The sequence below is a fragment of the Pseudomonas sp. NPDC089395 genome (assembly GCF_044749525.1).
Taxonomy (GTDB): Bacteria; Pseudomonadota; Gammaproteobacteria; order Pseudomonadales; family Pseudomonadaceae; genus Aquipseudomonas.
In genome coordinates this window covers 432,945-449,504 of the sequence record NZ_JBIVID010000002.1, presented here as the reverse complement: position 1 = coordinate 449,504, position 16,560 = coordinate 432,945, and the positions used below count along the sequence as shown (strand labels likewise).

General features: G+C 64.9%; 15 protein-coding genes. 10 read left to right on the top strand and 5 right to left on the bottom strand.

Annotation, left to right across the window (positions count from 1 at the left end):
• Positions 1 to 31: 31 nt before the first annotated feature.
• From ACIPZG_RS07045 to ACIPZG_RS07025, 5 genes are all read right to left on the bottom strand, one after another.
• Entirely contained in the window at positions 32 to 1,048 is a 1,017-nt protein-coding gene (locus ACIPZG_RS07045) for an ABC transporter permease (protein ID WP_400711539.1), read from the bottom strand.
• A complete protein-coding gene (locus ACIPZG_RS07040; protein WP_400711536.1) occupies positions 1,048 to 2,106 on the bottom strand; it encodes a microcin C ABC transporter permease YejB in 1,059 nt (352 codons plus the stop codon). The genes ACIPZG_RS07045 and ACIPZG_RS07040 overlap by 1 nt, the downstream gene beginning before the upstream one ends.
• Positions 2,103 to 4,022: an extracellular solute-binding protein gene (locus ACIPZG_RS07035; protein WP_400711533.1), complete on the bottom strand. Its 1,920-nt coding sequence runs from the start codon at positions 4,020 to 4,022 to the stop codon at positions 2,103 to 2,105. The genes ACIPZG_RS07040 and ACIPZG_RS07035 overlap by 4 nt, the downstream gene beginning before the upstream one ends.
• A 16-nt stretch (positions 4,023 to 4,038) precedes the next feature.
• Complete coding sequence (locus tag ACIPZG_RS07030; RefSeq protein ID WP_008095626.1) at positions 4,039 to 4,320, bottom strand: peptidylprolyl isomerase; 282 nt, start codon at positions 4,318 to 4,320, stop codon at positions 4,039 to 4,041.
• An 80-nt stretch (positions 4,321 to 4,400) separates the two neighbouring features.
• A complete protein-coding gene (locus ACIPZG_RS07025) occupies positions 4,401 to 5,462 on the bottom strand; it encodes a 3-deoxy-7-phosphoheptulonate synthase (protein ID WP_400711530.1) in 1,062 nt (353 codons plus the stop codon).
• Positions 5,463 to 6,106: 644 nt separating this feature from the next.
• Here ACIPZG_RS07025 and benA point away from each other — a divergent pair.
• From benA to ACIPZG_RS06975, 10 genes are all read left to right on the top strand, one after another.
• Positions 6,107 to 7,465 carry a benzoate 1,2-dioxygenase large subunit gene (gene benA, locus ACIPZG_RS07020; RefSeq protein ID WP_400711527.1) on the top strand — a complete coding sequence of 453 codons (1,359 nt, stop codon included), beginning with the start codon at positions 6,107 to 6,109 and terminating at the stop codon, positions 7,463 to 7,465.
• Entirely contained in the window at positions 7,462 to 7,947 is a 486-nt protein-coding gene (gene benB, locus ACIPZG_RS07015; RefSeq protein WP_400711524.1) for a benzoate 1,2-dioxygenase small subunit, read from the top strand. The genes benA and benB overlap by 4 nt, the downstream gene beginning before the upstream one ends.
• A gap of 70 nt (positions 7,948 to 8,017) precedes the next feature.
• Positions 8,018 to 9,028, top strand: a complete 1,011-nt coding sequence (benC, locus tag ACIPZG_RS07010; RefSeq protein ID WP_400711521.1) for a benzoate 1,2-dioxygenase electron transfer component BenC — start codon at positions 8,018 to 8,020, stop codon at positions 9,026 to 9,028.
• Positions 9,029 to 9,162: 134 nt separating this feature from the next.
• On the top strand, positions 9,163 to 9,924 hold the full coding sequence (locus ACIPZG_RS07005; protein ID WP_400711518.1) for a 1,6-dihydroxycyclohexa-2,4-diene-1-carboxylate dehydrogenase: 762 nt from the start codon (positions 9,163 to 9,165) through the stop codon (positions 9,922 to 9,924).
• A gap of 51 nt (positions 9,925 to 9,975) precedes the next feature.
• On the top strand, positions 9,976 to 11,298 hold the full coding sequence (locus ACIPZG_RS07000) for an MFS transporter (RefSeq protein ID WP_400711515.1): 1,323 nt from the start codon (positions 9,976 to 9,978) through the stop codon (positions 11,296 to 11,298).
• 28 nt (positions 11,299 to 11,326) lie between these two features.
• Entirely contained in the window at positions 11,327 to 12,448 is a 1,122-nt protein-coding gene (locus ACIPZG_RS06995; RefSeq protein ID WP_400711512.1) for a muconate cycloisomerase family protein, read from the top strand.
• A gap of 17 nt (positions 12,449 to 12,465) precedes the next feature.
• The gene (gene catC, locus ACIPZG_RS06990; protein ID WP_008092782.1) at positions 12,466 to 12,756 is read left to right on the top strand and encodes a muconolactone Delta-isomerase; all 291 of its coding nucleotides are present in this window, start codon (positions 12,466 to 12,468) and stop codon (positions 12,754 to 12,756) included.
• Between the two features lie 34 nt (positions 12,757 to 12,790).
• The gene (catA, locus tag ACIPZG_RS06985; RefSeq protein WP_400711509.1) at positions 12,791 to 13,705 is read left to right on the top strand and encodes a catechol 1,2-dioxygenase; all 915 of its coding nucleotides are present in this window, start codon (positions 12,791 to 12,793) and stop codon (positions 13,703 to 13,705) included.
• Between the two features lie 164 nt (positions 13,706 to 13,869).
• Positions 13,870 to 15,069, top strand: a complete 1,200-nt coding sequence (locus ACIPZG_RS06980) for a benzoate/H(+) symporter BenE family transporter (protein ID WP_400711506.1) — start codon at positions 13,870 to 13,872, stop codon at positions 15,067 to 15,069.
• Positions 15,070 to 15,124: 55 nt separating this feature from the next.
• Positions 15,125 to 16,375 (top strand): OprD family porin, encoded by a 1,251-nt coding sequence (locus ACIPZG_RS06975; protein WP_400711503.1) that lies wholly within the window; start codon positions 15,125 to 15,127, stop codon positions 16,373 to 16,375.
• The last annotated feature ends 185 nt before the right edge of the window (positions 16,376 to 16,560 follow it).

The following is a 16,560-nucleotide window of genomic DNA, read 5'->3' as shown; positions in this document are numbered from 1 at the left end:
AACATCTCCTTGGACTTAGCTTCTTGGACAGTCAGCTTCTTGGGTCGAACGCCTCGCGCAAAGCGTCGCCGATGAACACCAGCAGCGACAGGATCACCGCCAGTGCAAAGAACGCGGTGAAGCCCAGCCATGGCGCCTCCAGGTGCTGCTTGCCCTGGGTCACCAGCTCGCCCAGCGAAGCACTCCCGGCCGGCATGCCGAAGCCCAGGAAATCCAGCGCCGTCAGCGTGGTGATCGCGCCGGTGAGCATGAACGGCACATAGGTCAGGGTGGCATTCATCGCATTGGGCAGGATATGCCGCAGCATCACCTGGCTGTCTGGTAGCCCCAGCGCGCGCGCAGCCTTCACGTATTCCAGGTTGCGTCCACGCAGGAACTCGGCGCGCACCACATCGACCAGGGTCAACCAGGAGAACAGCGCCATGATCCCCAGCAGCCACCAGAAGTCCGGCTCGACGAAGCCACTGAGGATGATCAGCAGGTACAGCACCGGCAACCCCGACCACACCTCCAAAAGGCGCTGGCCCAGCAAGTCGACCCAGCCACCGTGATAGCCCTGCAGGGCGCCGGCGACCACGCCCACCAGCACGCTGACCACGGTCAAGGCGAAGGCGAACAGCAGTGATATCCGCGTGCCATAGAGCACCCGCGCCAGTACGTCGCGGCCCTGGTCATCGGTACCCAGCCAATTGCGGGTGCTCGGCGGGCTCGGGGTGGGCACCTGCAGATCGTAGTTGGGCGTGTCGGCGCTGAACGGGATCGGCGCGAACAGCATCCAGCCGCCCTGGCCCTCGATCAGCTGGCGGACATAAGCACTCCGGTAGTCCGGCTGGAACGGCAACTGGCCGCCGAACTGCTGCTCGGTGTAGCGCTTGAGTGCCGGGACGTACAGTTCGCCCTTGTAGCCAAGCAACAGCGGTTTGTCGTTGGCCACCAGTTCCGCGCCCAGGCTCAGCAGCAACAGGCCGGCGAACAGCCAGAGCGATATCCAGCCACGGCGGTTGCGGCGAAAGCGTTGCAGGCGGCGACGGGAAACCGGCGAGAGCATCAGTGCGTCCTCGCGTCGAAGTCGATGCGTGGGTCGAGCAGGGTATAGGACAGGTCGCCGATCAGGCGGATCAACAAGCCCGCCAAGGTGAAGATGAACAAGGTGCCGAATACCACCGGATAATCACGTGATACCGCCGCCTCATAGCTCAGACGGCCCAGGCCATCGAGCGAGAAGATCACCTCGATCAGCAGCGAGCCGGCAAAGAACACGGTAATCAGCGCCTGCGGCAACCCGGCCAGCACCAGCAGCATGGCGTTGCGCAGCACATGGCCGTAGAGCACGCGCCGTTCGCTCAGGCCCTTGGCCTTGGCGGTGACCACGTACTGGCGGGAAATTTCGTCGAGAAAGGCGTTCTTGGTCAGCAGGGTGAGGGTGGCGAAGCCGCCGATCACCAGCGCCCCGACGGGCAGCACCAGGTGCCAGAAATAGTCGGCGAGCTTGCCCAGCAGGCTCAGTTGGTCGAAGTCCTCCGACACCAGCCCGCGCACCGGGAACCAGTTCAACGAGGTGCCGCCGGCGAACAGCACGATCAGCAACAGGGCGAACAGGAACGAGGGCAGGGCATAGCCGATCACGATCAGCGCACTGCTCCAGGCATCGAAGCGACTACCGTGGCGCACCGCCTTGCGGATGCCCAGCGGGATCGACACCAGGTAAGTGATCAGCGTGGCCCAGAAGCCCAGCGACAAGGTCACCGGCAGCTTGTCGAGGATCAGGTCGGTGACCTTGGCACCGCGAAAGAAACTCTGGCCGAAATCCAGCCGGGCGTACTGGCCGAGCATCAGCCACAGGCGCTCGCCAGCAGACTTGTCGAAGCCGTACTGGCGCTTGATCTCCTCGATCAGCTTCGGGTCCAGGCCCCGGGTGGCACGAGACTCACTGTGCACCACCTCTGCGCGGGCACCCGGTGCGCCCCCGCCCAGGCCTTGCAAGCGTGCGACAGCCTGCTCAACCGGGCCGCCCGGCGCGGCCTGGACGATGGCGAAATTGACCAGCAGGATCGCCAGCAACGTGGGAATGATCAGCAGCAGGCGGCGCAGAATGTAGGCGGTCATGGCGTGGCCTTCAGGCGTTCGGCCATTTGCTCGTTGGTCAGGGCGTCCGGGCTGATCTCCCACCAGCTGTCCAGTCCCTCGTCATAGGCGGGCTGGACCTTGGGCAGGCCGAAGCGGTTCCACCACACGGTCGAGCTGCCGGGCGGGTAGTAGTTGGGCACCCAGTAGTAGTTCCACTGCAGCACCCGGTCCAGGGCATGGGCGTGGCGCAGCATGTCGGCCTGGGTGCTGGCGCGGACCAGGCCGTCGACCAGGCGGTCCACCGCCGGGTCCTGCAGCACCATCAGGTTGTTCGAGCCCGGGTCGCGGGCCGCGGCGGAGCCGAAGTAGTTGTACATCTCCGCGCCCGGCGACAGGGTGACCGGGTAGCCGGTGACGATCATGTCGTAGTCGCGTGCCATCACCCGGTTGATGTACTGGGCCGAGTCGACATTGCGGATGTTCAGGGTGATACCGATCTGCGCCAGGTTGCGTTTCCAGGGCAGCAGCAGACGCTCCATGCCGGACTGGCCGTTGAGGAAGGTGAATGCCAGTGGCTGGCCCTCGGCGTTCACCAGGCGATCACCGTCGGGGTTCCAGCCCGCCTGTTGCAACAGGGCGAGGGCCTGCAGCTGTTGCGCGCGGATAATGCCCGAGCCATCGGTGACCGGTGCGCTGAACACCTGGGTGAACACCTCGTCAGGCACCTTGCCACGCAAGGGTTCGAGCAGTTTCAGTTCCTCGGCGTCCGGTAGCGCGCGGGCGGCCAGCGGGGTATTGGCGAACACGCTCTGCTGGCGGATGTACATATTGCGCATCATCTGCCGGTTGCTCCATTCGAAGTCCCAGAGCATGGCCAGTGCCTGGCGCACGCGGCGATCCTTGAACGGTGGCTGGTCGAGGTTGAACACGAAGCCCTGGGCGGTTTGCGGCTTGGCCGGGCCCAGGTGGGCACGCTGCAAGCGGCCGTCGTCCAGTTGCGCGCCGTTGTAACCGAGCGTGTAGGCGGTGGCGGAGAATTCGCGGTTGTAGTCGTAGCCGCCACCCTTGAGCACCTGGCGGGCGACTTCGGTGTCGCCGAAGTACTCGATGCGAATGCGTTCGAAATTGTAGCGGCCGCGGCTGACCGGCAGGTCCCGGGCCCACCAGTTCGGGTCGCGCTCGAAGGTGATGCTGCGGCCGTTGTCGATGCGGCCGATACGGTAGGGGCCACTGCCGACCGGCTTGGCGAAGCCGGCGCCGTTGGCGAAGTCGCGGTCGGGCCAGTCGTGCTCGGGCAGCACCGGCAGGCTCGCCAGGTCCAGGGCCAGGGTACGGCCGTGGGGTTGCTTGAGGTCGAAGCGAACCCGGTGGGCACCCTCCACCGTGACGCCGGCGACATCGGCGAACTGGGTACGGTACTTGAGGCTGCCCTGGGCCATCAGCTTGTCGAAGGTGAAGCGCACGTCTTCGGCACGCACCGGCTTGCCATCGGCGAACGTGGCCCGTGGGTCGATCTCGAAGCGCAGCCAGGCGTCATCCGGGCCCCGTTCCATGCGCTGGGCAATCAGGCCATAGACGGTGTAGGGCTCATCGAACGAGCGCACGGCCAGCGGTGCATACAGCCAGCCATCGACCTCGCTGACGCCGGTGCCTTTGTCGATATAGGGAAGAATGTGGTCGAACTGGCCAATCTCGATGGCCGACCGGCGCATCAAGCCGCCCTTGGGGGCGTCGGGGTTGACGTAGTCGAAGTGGCGGAAGCTCGCGGTGTAGCGGGGGGCTTCACCGTAGACGGTGAGGGCGTGGGTAGGGGCGGCCTGGGCGGTGATGCTTGCGCACACTAGCAGGAGCCATGCCAAGGCCCCATCGCCGGCAAGCCGGCTCCCACAGGTCAGCTGCAGGCCTTGAAAGCCGCGCGGTCTCTGTGGGAGCCGGCTTGCCGGCGATAGGGCCATCAGCGATGTCAGCCGATCAGTCCTGACGGCTGGTCACTTCCAGCAGGTGGTAGCCGAACTGGGTCTTGACCGGGCCTTGCACGGTGTTCAGCGGCGCGCTGAAGACCACGGTGTCGAACTCCTTGACCATCTGGCCCGGACCGAACGAGCCCAGGTCACCGCCTTGGCGGCTGGACGGGCAGGTGGAGTTGGCTTTGGCGATTTCAGCGAAGTCGGCACCGGCTTCGATCTGGGCTTTCAGTTCGTTGCACTTCTCTTCAGAGCTAACGAGGATGTGGCGGGCAGTGGCGCGTGCCATGGGTACTACTCCTTGGGGTGAAAAGGGCAAGCCTAGCGCACTTGCTTGGGAAATGTCTCGCAAGGCTTGCCGCGTGTCTCCTACAAGCTCGCGGCTGCGCCGCGCAGCAGGGTTTCGGTCGCCGTCCAGCCCAGGCAACCGTCGGTGATCGATACGCCGTACTTCAACGGGCCCTTGCCCAGTGCCTGGCAGCCGTCGAACAGGTGGCCTTCGAGCATCACCCCGACAATCGAGCTGTCGCCGGCCAGACGCTGGGCCAGCACCTCTTCGAACACGGCCGGTTGCCGCGCCGGATCCTTGCCGCTGTTGGCGTGGCTGCAGTCGACCATGATCCGCGCCTGCAAACCCGCCTTGGCCAGCCCTTGGCGAGCCTGGGCAATGCTGGTGGCATCGTAGTTCGGGCCTTTGTGCCCGCCGCGCAGCACCAGGTGGGTGTCCGGGTTGCCCAGGGTCTCGATGATCGCCGGGTGGCCCTGGGCATCCATGCCGAAGTGGCGGTGCGGGGCTGCTGCGCTGCGCATGGCATCGCAGGCAATCGCCACGCCACCGTCGGTGCCGTTCTTGAAGCCGACCGGCAGTTGCAGGCCACTGACCATTTCCCGGTGGATCTGCGACTCGGTGGTGCGCGCGCCAATCGCCGCCCAGCCCAGCAGGTCATCGAAGTAGCCGGCCGCCATTGGCTGAAGCAGTTCGGTGGCAATCGGCAGGCCGCGTTCGATCATGTTCAGCATCAAGCCACGGGACAGGGCGATGCCGGCATGCATGTCGTCGCTGCCGTCCAGGTGCGGATCGTAGGCCAGGCCCTTCCAGCCCACCGTGGTACGCGGCTTTTCCACGTAGGCGCGCATCACCAGCAGCAGCTTGTCGCCGACTTCGCGGCTGAGGGCGGCCAGGCGGTCGGCGTATTCCAGGGCCGAACGTGGGTCGTGGATCGAGCAAGGGCCGACGATCACCAGCAAGCGTTCATCTCGGCCTTCGAGAATGTCACGGATAGCCTGGCGGTGGCTGTGGACTTGCTGGGCGAGTTCAGTGGTCAGCGGCATCTGCTGCTTGAGCAGGTGCGGGCTGGGCAGGCGCTGGCTGACGGTGGTGTTGGCAGCCTGCGGTTGGGTCAGGGGCAGAGCGAGGTTCGAAGCGTGCATGGCGTAGGTTCCCTGGGCGGACAGCGGGTTCTGGCCCGCGTGGTCGGCCCTATCGAGGTGTTCGACTAGTCGTTGATTGATTGTCTGCAGCGTTGCCACCGGTGATGGACCGATCGGAGGCGGCAGGCTGGCCCGAACGGGATTGGCTAAATCGCCAGGCGTAGGTGCTTGCGTAGTAATAAGTGGCGTAGTTCATGAATCTGTCCTCAAAGTGAATCGGTAATTGTCAAAGGCCTGAAAAGCAAAACCCCCGGTCGGGGAGCCGACCGGGGGTTTGAGTATTCTCATGTTCGGCGGCCCCTCGAAGGTGGGCGCCGTGTGGGTATCGGCGCCTAGTGGCTAAACCAATACCCAAAATAAAAGCCAGCAGGTGCCTTGCAGCCGGCAACGGCCAGCACAGGGCGCAGGGTGCGACCGGTGTGGTTGGCGTGGTTGCGGGTGTGTTTCGGCATGTTGCTCTCCAGTGAATGAGCCCGAGCTTACTTCAGGTGATGGGCCGCGTTCAATGGATAAATGCTATGGGGTCGATCATTTGTGCCTTGGCTTGCAGAAAACGGATAGCGCTTTGCAACCAGCGGATATTGCCGCCAAGCCGCTCGCCCTAACCTGACCCGGTCTGAACAATAACAATGGAGACCCTGGCCATGTCCCTGGGAATCGACTACCTCAATGCCATGCTCGAGGACGACCGTGAACAAGGCATCTACCGCTGCAAGCGCGAGATGTTCACCGACCCACGCCTGTTCGACCTGGAGATGAAGCACATCTTCGAGGGCAACTGGATCTACCTGGCCCACGAAAGCCAGATCCCCGAGAAAAACGACTTCCTCACCCTGACCATCGGGCGCCAGCCGATCTTCATCGCGCGCAACAAGGACGGTGAGCTCAATGCCTTCCTCAACGCCTGCAGCCACCGCGGCGCCATGCTCTGCCGGCATAAGCGCGGCAACCGCTCAAGCTATACCTGCCCGTTCCACGGTTGGACCTTCAACAACAGCGGCAAGCTGCTCAAGGTCAAGGACCCGAGCAACGCCGGCTACCCGGACAGCTTCAATTGCGACGGCTCCCACGACCTGACCAAGGTCGCCCGTTTCGAGTCGTACCGGGGCTTTTTGTTCGGCAGCCTCAACGCCGACGTCAAACCCCTGGTCGAGCACCTGGGCGAGTCGGCCAAGATCATCGACATGATCGTCGACCAGTCGCCCGAAGGCCTGGAAGTGCTGCGCGGTGCCAGTTCGTACATCTACGAAGGCAACTGGAAACTCACTGCCGAGAACGGTGCCGACGGCTACCACGTCAGTTCCGTGCACTGGAACTACGCCGCCACCCAAAACCAGCGCAAGCAGCGCGAGGCGGGTGACGAGATCAAGACCATGAGTGCCGGTGCCTGGGCCAAGCAGGGCGGTGGCTTCTATTCCTTCGACCACGGCCACCTGCTGCTCTGGACCCGCTGGGCCAACCCCGAGGATCGCCCCGCCTACGAGCGCCGCGATCAGCTCGCCGCCGACTTCGGCCAGGCCCGTGCCGACTGGATGATCGAGAACTCGCGCAACCTGTGCCTGTACCCGAACGTCTACCTGATGGACCAGTTCAGCTCGCAGATCCGCATCGCCCGGCCGATTTCGGTGAACAAGACCGAGATCACCATCTACTGCATCGCGCCAAAAGGCGAGAGCGCCGATGCCCGTGCCAAGCGTATCCGCCAGTACGAAGACTTCTTCAATGTCAGCGGCATGGCCACCCCGGACGACCTGGAGGAGTTCCGTTCCTGCCAGACCGGCTACGGCGGCGGCACCGGCTGGAACGACATGTCGCGCGGCGCCGCGCACTGGGTCGAGGGCGCCGACGAGGCCGCCCGGGAAATCGAACTCAAGCCACTGCTGTCGGGCCTGCGCACCGAGGATGAGGGCCTGTTCGTGCTGCAGCACAAGTACTGGCAGGAAACCATGATCCAGGCGCTCAAAGACGAACAGCGACTGATCCCCGTGGAGGCCGTGCAATGAGCGTTTATGAAACCGTGCGCGACTTCCTCTACCGCGAAGCGCGCTACCTGGACGATGCCCAGTGGGACCAGTGGCTGGAGCTGTACGCCAGCGACGCCAGCTTCTGGATGCCGTCGTGGGACGACAACGACCGCCTCACCGAGGACCCGCAGAGCGAGATCTCGCTGATCTGGTACGGCAACCGGGGAGGCCTTGAGGACCGGGTGTTCCGCATCAAGACCGAGCGTTCCAGCGCCACCGTGCCGGACACCCGCACCTCGCACAACCTCAGCAACATCGAGATCGTCGAGCAGGGCGAGGGCAGCTGCCAGGTGCGCTTCAACTGGCACACCCTGAGCTTTCGCTACAAGACCACCGACAGCTACTTCGGCACCAGCTACTACACCCTCGACCTGCGCGGCGAGCAGCCGCTGATCCTGGCGAAGAAGGTGGTGCTGAAGAACGACTACGTGCGTCAGGTCATCGACATCTACCACATCTGAATCGAGGCAACGCGAGCTGCCCGGTGTGCCTGTTGGCGCGCCGTGGCCAGCCTCGCCCGCGAGGTGCAACATGAGCTTCCAGATCGCGCTTAATTTCGAAGACGGGGTCACCCGCTTCATCGAGGCCAGCGGCCATGAAACCGTGGCCGACGCCGCCTACCGCCAAGGCATCAACATCCCACTGGACTGCCGCGACGGCGCCTGCGGCACCTGCAAGTGCAAGGCCGAATCCGGGCGTTACGACCTGGGCGACAACTTCATCGAAGACGCCCTGAGCGAGGAGGAGATCGCCGACGGCTACGTGCTGACCTGCCAGATGCGCGCCGAAAGCGACTGCGTGGTGCGCATCCCGGCGTCCTCGCAGCTGTGCAAGACCGAACAGGCCAGCTTCGAAGCGGCCATCAGTGACGTGCGCCAACTGTCGGCCAGCACCATTGCCTTGTCGATCAAGGGCGAGGCCCTGAGCCGTCTGGCGTTCCTGCCGGGGCAGTACGTCAACCTCAAGGTGCCCGGCAGCGAGCAGAGCCGGGCCTATTCGTTCAGCTCGCTGCAGAAGGATGGCGAGGTCAGTTTCCTGATCCGCAACGTGCCGGGTGGACTGATGAGCAGCTTCCTCACCAGCCTGGCCAAGGCCGGCGACAGCATGAGCCTGGCCGGCCCCCTGGGCAGTTTCTACCTGCGCCCGATCCAGCGTCCGCTGTTGCTGCTGGCCGGAGGTACGGGCCTGGCGCCGTTCACGGCGATGCTGGAGAAGATCGCCGAGCAGGGCAGCGAGCACCCGCTGCACTTGATCTACGGGGTCACCAACGACTTCGACCTGGTCGAGCTGGACCGCTTGCAGGCCCTGGCCGAGCGCATCCCCAACTTCACCTACAGCGCCTGCGTGGCCAACCCCGACAGTCAGTATCCGCAGAAGGGCTACGTGACCCAGCACATCGAGCCACGCCACCTCAATGACGGCGATGTCGATGTGTACCTGTGCGGGCCGCCGCCGATGGTCGAGGCGGTCAGCCAGTACGTTCGCGAGCAGGGCATTACCCCGGCCAACTTCTACTACGAAAAGTTTGCCGCAGCGGCTTGAGGTTAACCGGGGCTGCTTTTGTGGGAGCGGGCTTGCCCCGCGAACACGGGCGCAGCCCGTGCCATTCACCGTGGCGCCTGCTTCGCGGGACAAGCCCGCTCCCACAGGGTTTCCCTCAGCATGGAGAAATACCGATGAATTCAAGATTCCATAAGAAAGTCGCCCTGGTCACCGGTGCCGCCCAAGGCATCGGCCGTGGCGTGTGCTGGCGGCTCAAGGCCGAGGGCGCGCAAGTGGTGGCAGTCGACCGTTCCGAACTGGTCCACGAACTGGCAGGCGAAGGCATGCTGACCCTCACCGCCGACCTCGAACAGCACACCGACTGCGCCCGGGTCATGGCCACGGCGGTCGAAACCTTCGGCCGCCTCGACATCCTGGTCAACAACGTAGGCGGCACTATCTGGGCAAAACCGTTCGAACACTACGAGGTGGAGCAGATAGAGGCCGAAGTACGCCGCTCGCTGTTCCCCACCCTGTGGTGCTGCCACGCCGCGCTGCCGTACATGCTCGAACGCGGCAGCGGCGCCATCGTCAATGTCTCGTCCATCGCCACCCGTGGCGTCAATCGCGTGCCCTACGGCGCGGCCAAGGGCGGCGTCAACGCACTCACCGCGTGCCTGGCCTTCGAAACTGCCGGCCGTGGCATTCGCGTCAACGCCACCGCACCCGGCGGCACCGAGGCACCGGCGCGGCGGGTGCCGCGCAACACCGCCGAGCAGAGCGAACAGGACAAGGCCTGGTACCAGCAGATCGTCGACCAGACCTTGAGCAGCAGCCTGATGCACCGCTACGGCAGCATCGACGAACAGGTCGGCGCGATCCTCTTCCTGGCGTCCGACGAGGCCTCCTACATCACCGGCGTAACCCTGCCGGTAGGCGGCGGCGACCTCGGCTGAGCATTTCCAGCACGCTATTTCTCCACAAAAACAACAAGAGAGACAGATGCCATGCGAACACTCGACGTGCACCCGATCATCGACAATGCCCGCTTCAGCCGCTTCCACTGGAGGGTCATGGCCTGGTGCGGCCTGCTGCTGATCTTCGACGGCTATGACCTGTTCATCTACGGCGTGGTCTTGCCGGTGATCATGAAAGAGTGGGGCCTGACCCCGTTGCAGGCCGGTGCCCTGGGCAGCTACGCGCTGTTCGGCATGATGTTCGGCGCGCTGGCCTTTGGCAGCCTGGCCGACCGCATCGGGCGCAAGAAAGGCATCGCCATCTGTTTCGCCTTGTTCTCGGGGGCGACCATCCTCAATGGCTTCGCCAGCAGCCCGAGCGAATTTGGCATCTACCGTTTCATCGCGGGCCTTGGCTGCGGCGGCCTGATGCCCAACGCCGTGGCGCTGATGAACGAATACGCGCCCAAGCGCCTGCGCAGCACCCTGGTGGCGATCATGTTCAGTGGGTATTCGCTGGGCGGCATGCTGTCGGCGGGGGTCGGTATCTTCATGCTGCCGCGCTTCGGCTGGGAGTCGATGTTCTTCGCCGCTGCCATCCCGCTGCTGCTGTTGCCGGTGATTCTCTACTACCTGCCCGAGTCAATTGGCTTTCTGGTGCGCCAAGGGCGCACCCGCGAGGCCCGCAAACTGCTCAAACGCCTGGACCCGGACTGCGATGTGCAGCCGGATGATCAATTGCAAGCAAGCGACCGCAAAGGTACTGGCGCCTCGGTCCTCGACCTGTTCCGCAACGGCCTTGCCACCCGCACCCTGGCCCTATGGCTGGCGTTCTTCTGCTGCCTGCTGATGGTCTACGCGCTCAGCTCGTGGCTACCAAAACTGATGGCCAACGCCGGCTACAGCCTGGGTTCGAGCCTGTCGTTCCTGCTGGCCCTGAACTTCGGCGGCATGGCCGGGGCGATCCTTGGCGGCTGGCTGGGCGACCGCTACAACCTGGTCAAGGTCAAGGTCGCGTTCTTCCTGGCGGCAGCGTTGTCGATCAGCCTGCTGGGCGTCAACAGCCCGATGCCGGTGCTGTACCTGCTGATCTTCATCGCCGGCGCCACCACCATCGGCACGCAGATCCTGCTGTATGCCGGCGCCGCCCAGCTGTACGGCCTGTCGGTGCGCTCCACCGGCCTGGGCTGGGCCTCGGGCATCGGCCGCAACGGCGCCATCGTCGGCCCGCTGCTGGGCGGGGCGCTGATGGGCATCAACCTGCCGCTGCAACTCAACTTCATCGCCTTCGCCATCCCCGGCGCCATCGCCGCGCTGGCCATGGCCGTGCACCTGGCCAGCGGCCGGCGCCAGGCCCAGGCGGCGACGGCCTGACTTTTCACTGACTCACTGGAGCCCTTGCATGACAAGCCCGACCATCGAACGGCTGGACGCGATCATCGTCGACCTGCCGACCATCCGCCCGCACAAGCTGGCGATGCACACCATGCAACAGCAGACCCTGGTGGTCCTGCGCCTGAAATGCAGCGACGGCGTGGAAGGCCTCGGCGAGGCCACCACCATCGGCGGCCTGGCCTACGGCTACGAAAGCCCGGAGGGCATCAAGGCCAACATCGACGCGCACCTGGCGCCGGCGCTGATCGGCCTGCCGGCCGACAACATCAACGCCGCCATGCTCAAGCTCGACAAGCTGGCCAAGGGCAACACCTTCGCCAAGTCCGGCATCGAGAGCGCGCTGCTCGACGCCCAGGGCAAGCGCCTGGGCCTGCCGGTCAGCGAACTGCTCGGCGGGCGCGTGCGCGACAGCCTGGAAGTGGCCTGGACCCTGGCCAGCGGCGACACCGCCCGCGACATCGCCGAGGCCGAGCACATGCTGGAAATCCGCCGCCACCGGCTGTTCAAGCTGAAGATCGGCGCCAACCCGCTGGAGCAGGACCTCAAGCACGTGGTGGCGATCAAGCGTGAGCTGGGCGAGCGCGCCAGCGTGCGGGTCGACGTCAACCAGTACTGGGACGAGTCCCAGGCCATTCGCGCCTGCCAGGTGCTGGGCGACAACGGCATCGACCTGATCGAGCAGCCGATTTCGCGCATCAACCGCGGCGGGCAGATCCGCCTGAACCAGCGCAGCCCGGCGCCGATCATGGCCGACGAATCCATCGAAAGCGTCGAGGACGCCTTCAGCCTGGCCGCCGATGGCGCCGCCAGCATCTTCGCCCTGAAAATCGCCAAGAACGGCGGTCCGCGCGCCGTGCTGCGCACCGCGCAGATCGCCGAGGCGGCCGGTATCGCCCTGTACGGCGGGACCATGCTCGAAGGCTCGGTCGGCACCCTGGCCTCGGCCCACGCCTTCCTCACCCTGCGCCAATTGACCTGGGGCACCGAGCTGTTCGGCCCGCTGCTGCTGACCGAAGAGATCGTCAACGAGCCGCCGCAGTACCACGACTTCCAGCTGCATGTGCCGCGTACCCCGGGCCTGGGCCTGAGCCTGGATGAAGTGCGCCTTGCGCGCTTCGCCCGCCGATAACCGAAAAGGAGAACCCCATGCTGTTCCACGTGAAGATGACCGTGAAACTGCCGGTCGACATGGACCCGGCCAAGGCCGCGCAACTGAAGGCCGACGAGAAGGAACTGGCCCAGCGTCTGCAGCGCGAGGGCACCTGGCGCCACCTGTGGCGCATCGCCGGGCACTACGCCAACTACAGCGTGTTCGACGTGCCCAGCGTCGAGGCGCTGCACGACACGCTGATGCAGCTGCCGCTGTTCCCGTACATGGACATCGAGGTCGACGGCCTGTGCCGCCACCCTTCGTCGATCCACGCCGACGACCGCTGACTTTCATCCGCACAAGAACAAGAGGTACGCAACCATGACCGTGAAGATTTCCCACACTGGCGATGTACAGACGTTTTTCGAAGAAGCCGCAGGCTTTGGCAATGACGAGGGCAACCCGCGCCTCAAGCGCATCATTCAGCGCGTGCTGCAGGATACCGCGCGCCTGATCGAAGACCTGGAGGTCAGCGAGGACGAGTTCTGGCATGCGGTGGACTACCTCAACCGCCTGGGCGGGCGCGGGGAGGCCGGGCTGCTGGTGGCGGGCCTGGGCATCGAGCACTTCCTCGACCTGCTGCAGGATGCCAAGGACGCCGAAGCCGGCCTTGCCGGCGGCACTCCGCGCACCATCGAAGGCCCGCTGTATGTGGCCGGTGCACCTCTGGCCGAGGGCGAAGTGCGCATGGACGATGGCAGCGAGGAGGGCGTGGCCACGGTCATGTTCCTCGAAGGCCAGGTACTCGACCCCGCCGGCCAGCCGCTGGCCGGTGCCACCGTCGACCTGTGGCATGCCAACACCCGTGGCACTTATTCGTTCTTCGACCAGAGCCAGTCCGAATACAACCTGCGCCGGCGCATCGTCACCGATGCCGAGGGCCGCTACCGGGCACGCTCCATCGTGCCGTCGGGCTATGGCTGCGACCCGCAGGGGCCGACCCAGGAATGTCTCGACCTGCTCGGTCGCCACGGCCAGCGGCCGGCGCATGTGCATTTCTTCATCTCGGCGCCTGGGCACCGGCACCTGACCACGCAGATCAACCTGTCGGGGGACAAGTACCTGTGGGATGACTTTGCCTATGCCACGCGGGATGGGTTGGTGGGGGAGGTGGTGTTTCATGAGGGCGTCGAGGGGCGGTATGCCGAGTTGAATTTCGACTTCCAGTTGCAGAAGGCGCAGGAGAGCGCTGATGAGCAGCGCAGTGGGCGGCCTCGGGCGTTGCAGGAGGCCTGACGCACCGCGCTGACTGCTTCGCGGGACAAGCCCGCTCCCACAGGGTCACCGCTGCACCTGAAAACGGCGTCATACCTGTGGGAGCGGGCTTGTCCCGCGAAGCAGGCACCACAAGAACAAGCGCGCCAGCCACCGAGGCCGGCCGATGCCCTGCGCGAGGCCCCATGAAAACCCTGATCAAGGACTGCTCCCTGTCCGCCATCATCGCCGGCTGCATCGCGACGATGATTTCCTACGCCGGCCCGCTGGTCATCATCTTCCACGCCGCCGAAGCCGCCGGCCTGTCCCACGGCGTGTTGTCTTCCTGGGTCTGGGCCGTGTCCATGGGCAGCGCCGTGCTGGGCGCCGTCCTCAGCCTGCACTACCGCGTACCGGTAGTGATCGCCTGGTCGATCCCAGGCTCCGCACTGCTGGTCAGCGCCTTGCCCCAGCTTGGCCTGGAGCAGGCGGTGGGCGCGTACCTGATCGCCAACCTGGTCCTGCTGCTGATCGGCATCAGCGGGGCCTTCGACCGCATCATCGCGCGCCTGCCCGGTTCGATCGCCGCCGGCATGCAGGCCGGCATCCTGTTCAGTTTCGGCAGCGAAGTGTTCCGTGCGCTGCCGCTACAGCCGGGGCTGGTGCTGGCCATGTTCGTCACCTACGTACTGATGCGCAGGCTGCAGCCGCGCTACGCGGTGGCCGCAGTGCTGGGTGTCGGCGCCGTCGTGACCTTTGCCATCGGCGCGTTCCGAAGCGAGGCACTGGTCCTTGAGCTGGCCTCGCCCCAGTGGATCACCCCGCAGTTCAGCCTGGCGGCGGTCTTCAGCCTGGCGTTGCCGATGGTCCTGGTGGCATTGACCGGGCAGTTCATGCCGGGCATGGCGGTGCTGCGCAATGCCGGCTACGTCACGCCGGCCAGCCCGTTGATCAGCGCAAGTGCTGTTGGCGGCGCGTTGCTGGCGCCGTTCGGTTGCCATGGCCTGAATCTCGCGGCGGTCACTGCCAGCCTGTGCACCGGCTTTGAGGCCCATGAAAACCCGCGTCGGCGCTATGTCGCGGCCGTCGCGGGCAGTGTGCTGTACCTGCTGCTGGGTATTGCCGGGGCAACGCTGATGTCGCTGTTCGCAGCTTTTCCTGCCGCACTGATCGCCGCACTGGCCGGCCTTGCCTTGTACGGCGCCATCAGCGAGGCGCTGGTGCGTAGCCTGGCTGAGCCCCGCGAACGCGATGCCGGGTTGTTCACCTTTCTGGTCACCGCTTCGGGCGTGTCCTTCCTTGGCCTGTCGGCCGCGTTTTGGGGGCTGTTGTTCGGCCTGCTGGCCCATGCGCTGCTCGGCGTGCGCCGGCCACAAACCATGGAGGCCCTGCGCCGCAACCCCTGAGACCGCCGTATTCCCAACGCTTTATCCATAAAAACAAGATCAAGAGAGCTTCGGAATGAACCAAACCCCTTGCGTCGCCATTGGGCTGACCTTGCTCAGCCAACCGCTGCTGGCCGCCGAAAGCAGCTTCTTCGAGGATGCCAAGGCCAGCCTCAGCGCCCGCAACTACTACTTCAGCCGTGATTACTCCGACATTGTCGGCGCCAATCAACAGTCCAAGGCCCAAGAGTGGGCCCAAGGCTTCATCCTCGACTTCAAATCTGGTTACACGCCAGGCCCCGTCGGCGTTGGCGTGGACGCGCTGGGCCTGCTTGGCATCAAGCTCGACAGCAGCCCGGACCGCGTGAATACCGGCCTGCTGCCGGTGCACGGCGATGGCCGCGCCGCAGACGAGTACAGCCGCCTGGCACCGACTTTCAAGGCCAGGCTGTCGAAGAGCGAACTGCGCATCGGCGAGTTGCAGCCCAACCTGCCAGTGCTGACCTTCAGCGATATCCGCCTGCTGCCACCGACCTATCAGGGCGTCAGCCTGAGCTCGTCGGAGCTGGAGGGAATGACGGTGCAGGCCGGGCACCTCAGGACGACGCACCTGCGCAACGAGGGCGGCGACGGCAAGATGAGCGCCATGCTCGGCCACGTGCCACAGCGCCAGGCCGAGAGCGATGGCTTCAACTACCTGGGGGGCGACTACGCGTTCAACGCCAACCAGAGCAGTGTCAGCCTGTGGTACGGGCAGCTTGAGGACATCTACGAGCAGGGCTTTCTCGGTTTCAAGCACAGCAAGCCTGTGGGGGACTGGGTGCTTAGTGCCAACCTGGGCTACTTCACGGCACGGGAGGACGGGGATGCGTTGCTGGGCAACATCGACAACCAGGCATTCTTTTCGCTGCTGACCGCCAAGCGCGGTGGCCACAGCTTCCACGTGGGCTACCAGGGCATCTATGGCGACAGCCCGTTTCCGCGGGTATTTGCCAACATTTCGCCTTTGGGCAACGAGGTCCCGACCTATGAGTTCGCCTACACCGACGAGCGTTCCTATCAGCTGCGCTACGACTACAACTTCGCAGCCATGGGTATTCCGGGGCTGACGGCGACGGTGCGCTACATCACCGGCAATAACGTCGATACCGGGTTGGGTTATGAAGGCAAGGATCGAGAGCGCGACCTGGATATCGGCTATGCGGTGCAGGGCGGGGTGCTCAAAGGGCTGGGGATTCGCGTGCGCAATGCCATGGCGCGGTCAAATTACCGCACGGATATCGATGAGAACCGGTTGACGCTGGTGTACACCTGGCAGTTGTTCTGAGCGATCACCGGCCCTATCGCCGGCAAGCCGGCTCCCACAGGAATGCCACAGTTCCACATACGGTGATGAATCTGTGGGAGCCGGCTTGTCGTGGCGACGAACCGCGGCGATAGGGCCATCAGGCGAACTTGCTATCTGTTGTCACACACCGCATTTGCACCATCCCACTTCGCAGGGTTAGGTTT

Bases quoted from the DNA above. Each gene is read 5' to 3' on its own strand.
- ACIPZG_RS07045 (WP_400711539.1), bottom strand. From the start codon at position 1,048: ATGCTCTCGCCGGTTTCCCGTCGCCGCCTGCAACGCTTTCGCCGCAAC.
- ACIPZG_RS07040 (WP_400711536.1), bottom strand. From the start codon at position 2,106: ATGACCGCCTACATTCTGCGCCGCCTGCTGCTGATCATTCCCACGTTG.
- ACIPZG_RS07035 (WP_400711533.1), bottom strand. From the start codon at position 4,022: ATGGCCCTATCGCCGGCAAGCCGGCTCCCACAGAGACCGCGCGGCTTT.
- ACIPZG_RS07030 (WP_008095626.1), bottom strand. From the start codon at position 4,320: ATGGCACGCGCCACTGCCCGCCACATCCTCGTTAGCTCTGAAGAGAAG.
- ACIPZG_RS07025 (WP_400711530.1), bottom strand. From the start codon at position 5,462: ATGCACGCTTCGAACCTCGCTCTGCCCCTGACCCAACCGCAGGCTGCC.
- benA (WP_400711527.1), top strand. From the start codon at position 6,107: ATGTCCCTGGGAATCGACTACCTCAATGCCATGCTCGAGGACGACCGT.
- benB (WP_400711524.1), top strand. From the start codon at position 7,462: ATGAGCGTTTATGAAACCGTGCGCGACTTCCTCTACCGCGAAGCGCGC.
- benC (WP_400711521.1), top strand. From the start codon at position 8,018: ATGAGCTTCCAGATCGCGCTTAATTTCGAAGACGGGGTCACCCGCTTC.
- ACIPZG_RS07005 (WP_400711518.1), top strand. From the start codon at position 9,163: ATGAATTCAAGATTCCATAAGAAAGTCGCCCTGGTCACCGGTGCCGCC.
- ACIPZG_RS07000 (WP_400711515.1), top strand. From the start codon at position 9,976: ATGCGAACACTCGACGTGCACCCGATCATCGACAATGCCCGCTTCAGC.
- ACIPZG_RS06995 (WP_400711512.1), top strand. From the start codon at position 11,327: ATGACAAGCCCGACCATCGAACGGCTGGACGCGATCATCGTCGACCTG.
- catC (WP_008092782.1), top strand. From the start codon at position 12,466: ATGCTGTTCCACGTGAAGATGACCGTGAAACTGCCGGTCGACATGGAC.
- catA (WP_400711509.1), top strand. From the start codon at position 12,791: ATGACCGTGAAGATTTCCCACACTGGCGATGTACAGACGTTTTTCGAA.
- ACIPZG_RS06980 (WP_400711506.1), top strand. From the start codon at position 13,870: ATGAAAACCCTGATCAAGGACTGCTCCCTGTCCGCCATCATCGCCGGC.
- ACIPZG_RS06975 (WP_400711503.1), top strand. From the start codon at position 15,125: ATGAACCAAACCCCTTGCGTCGCCATTGGGCTGACCTTGCTCAGCCAA.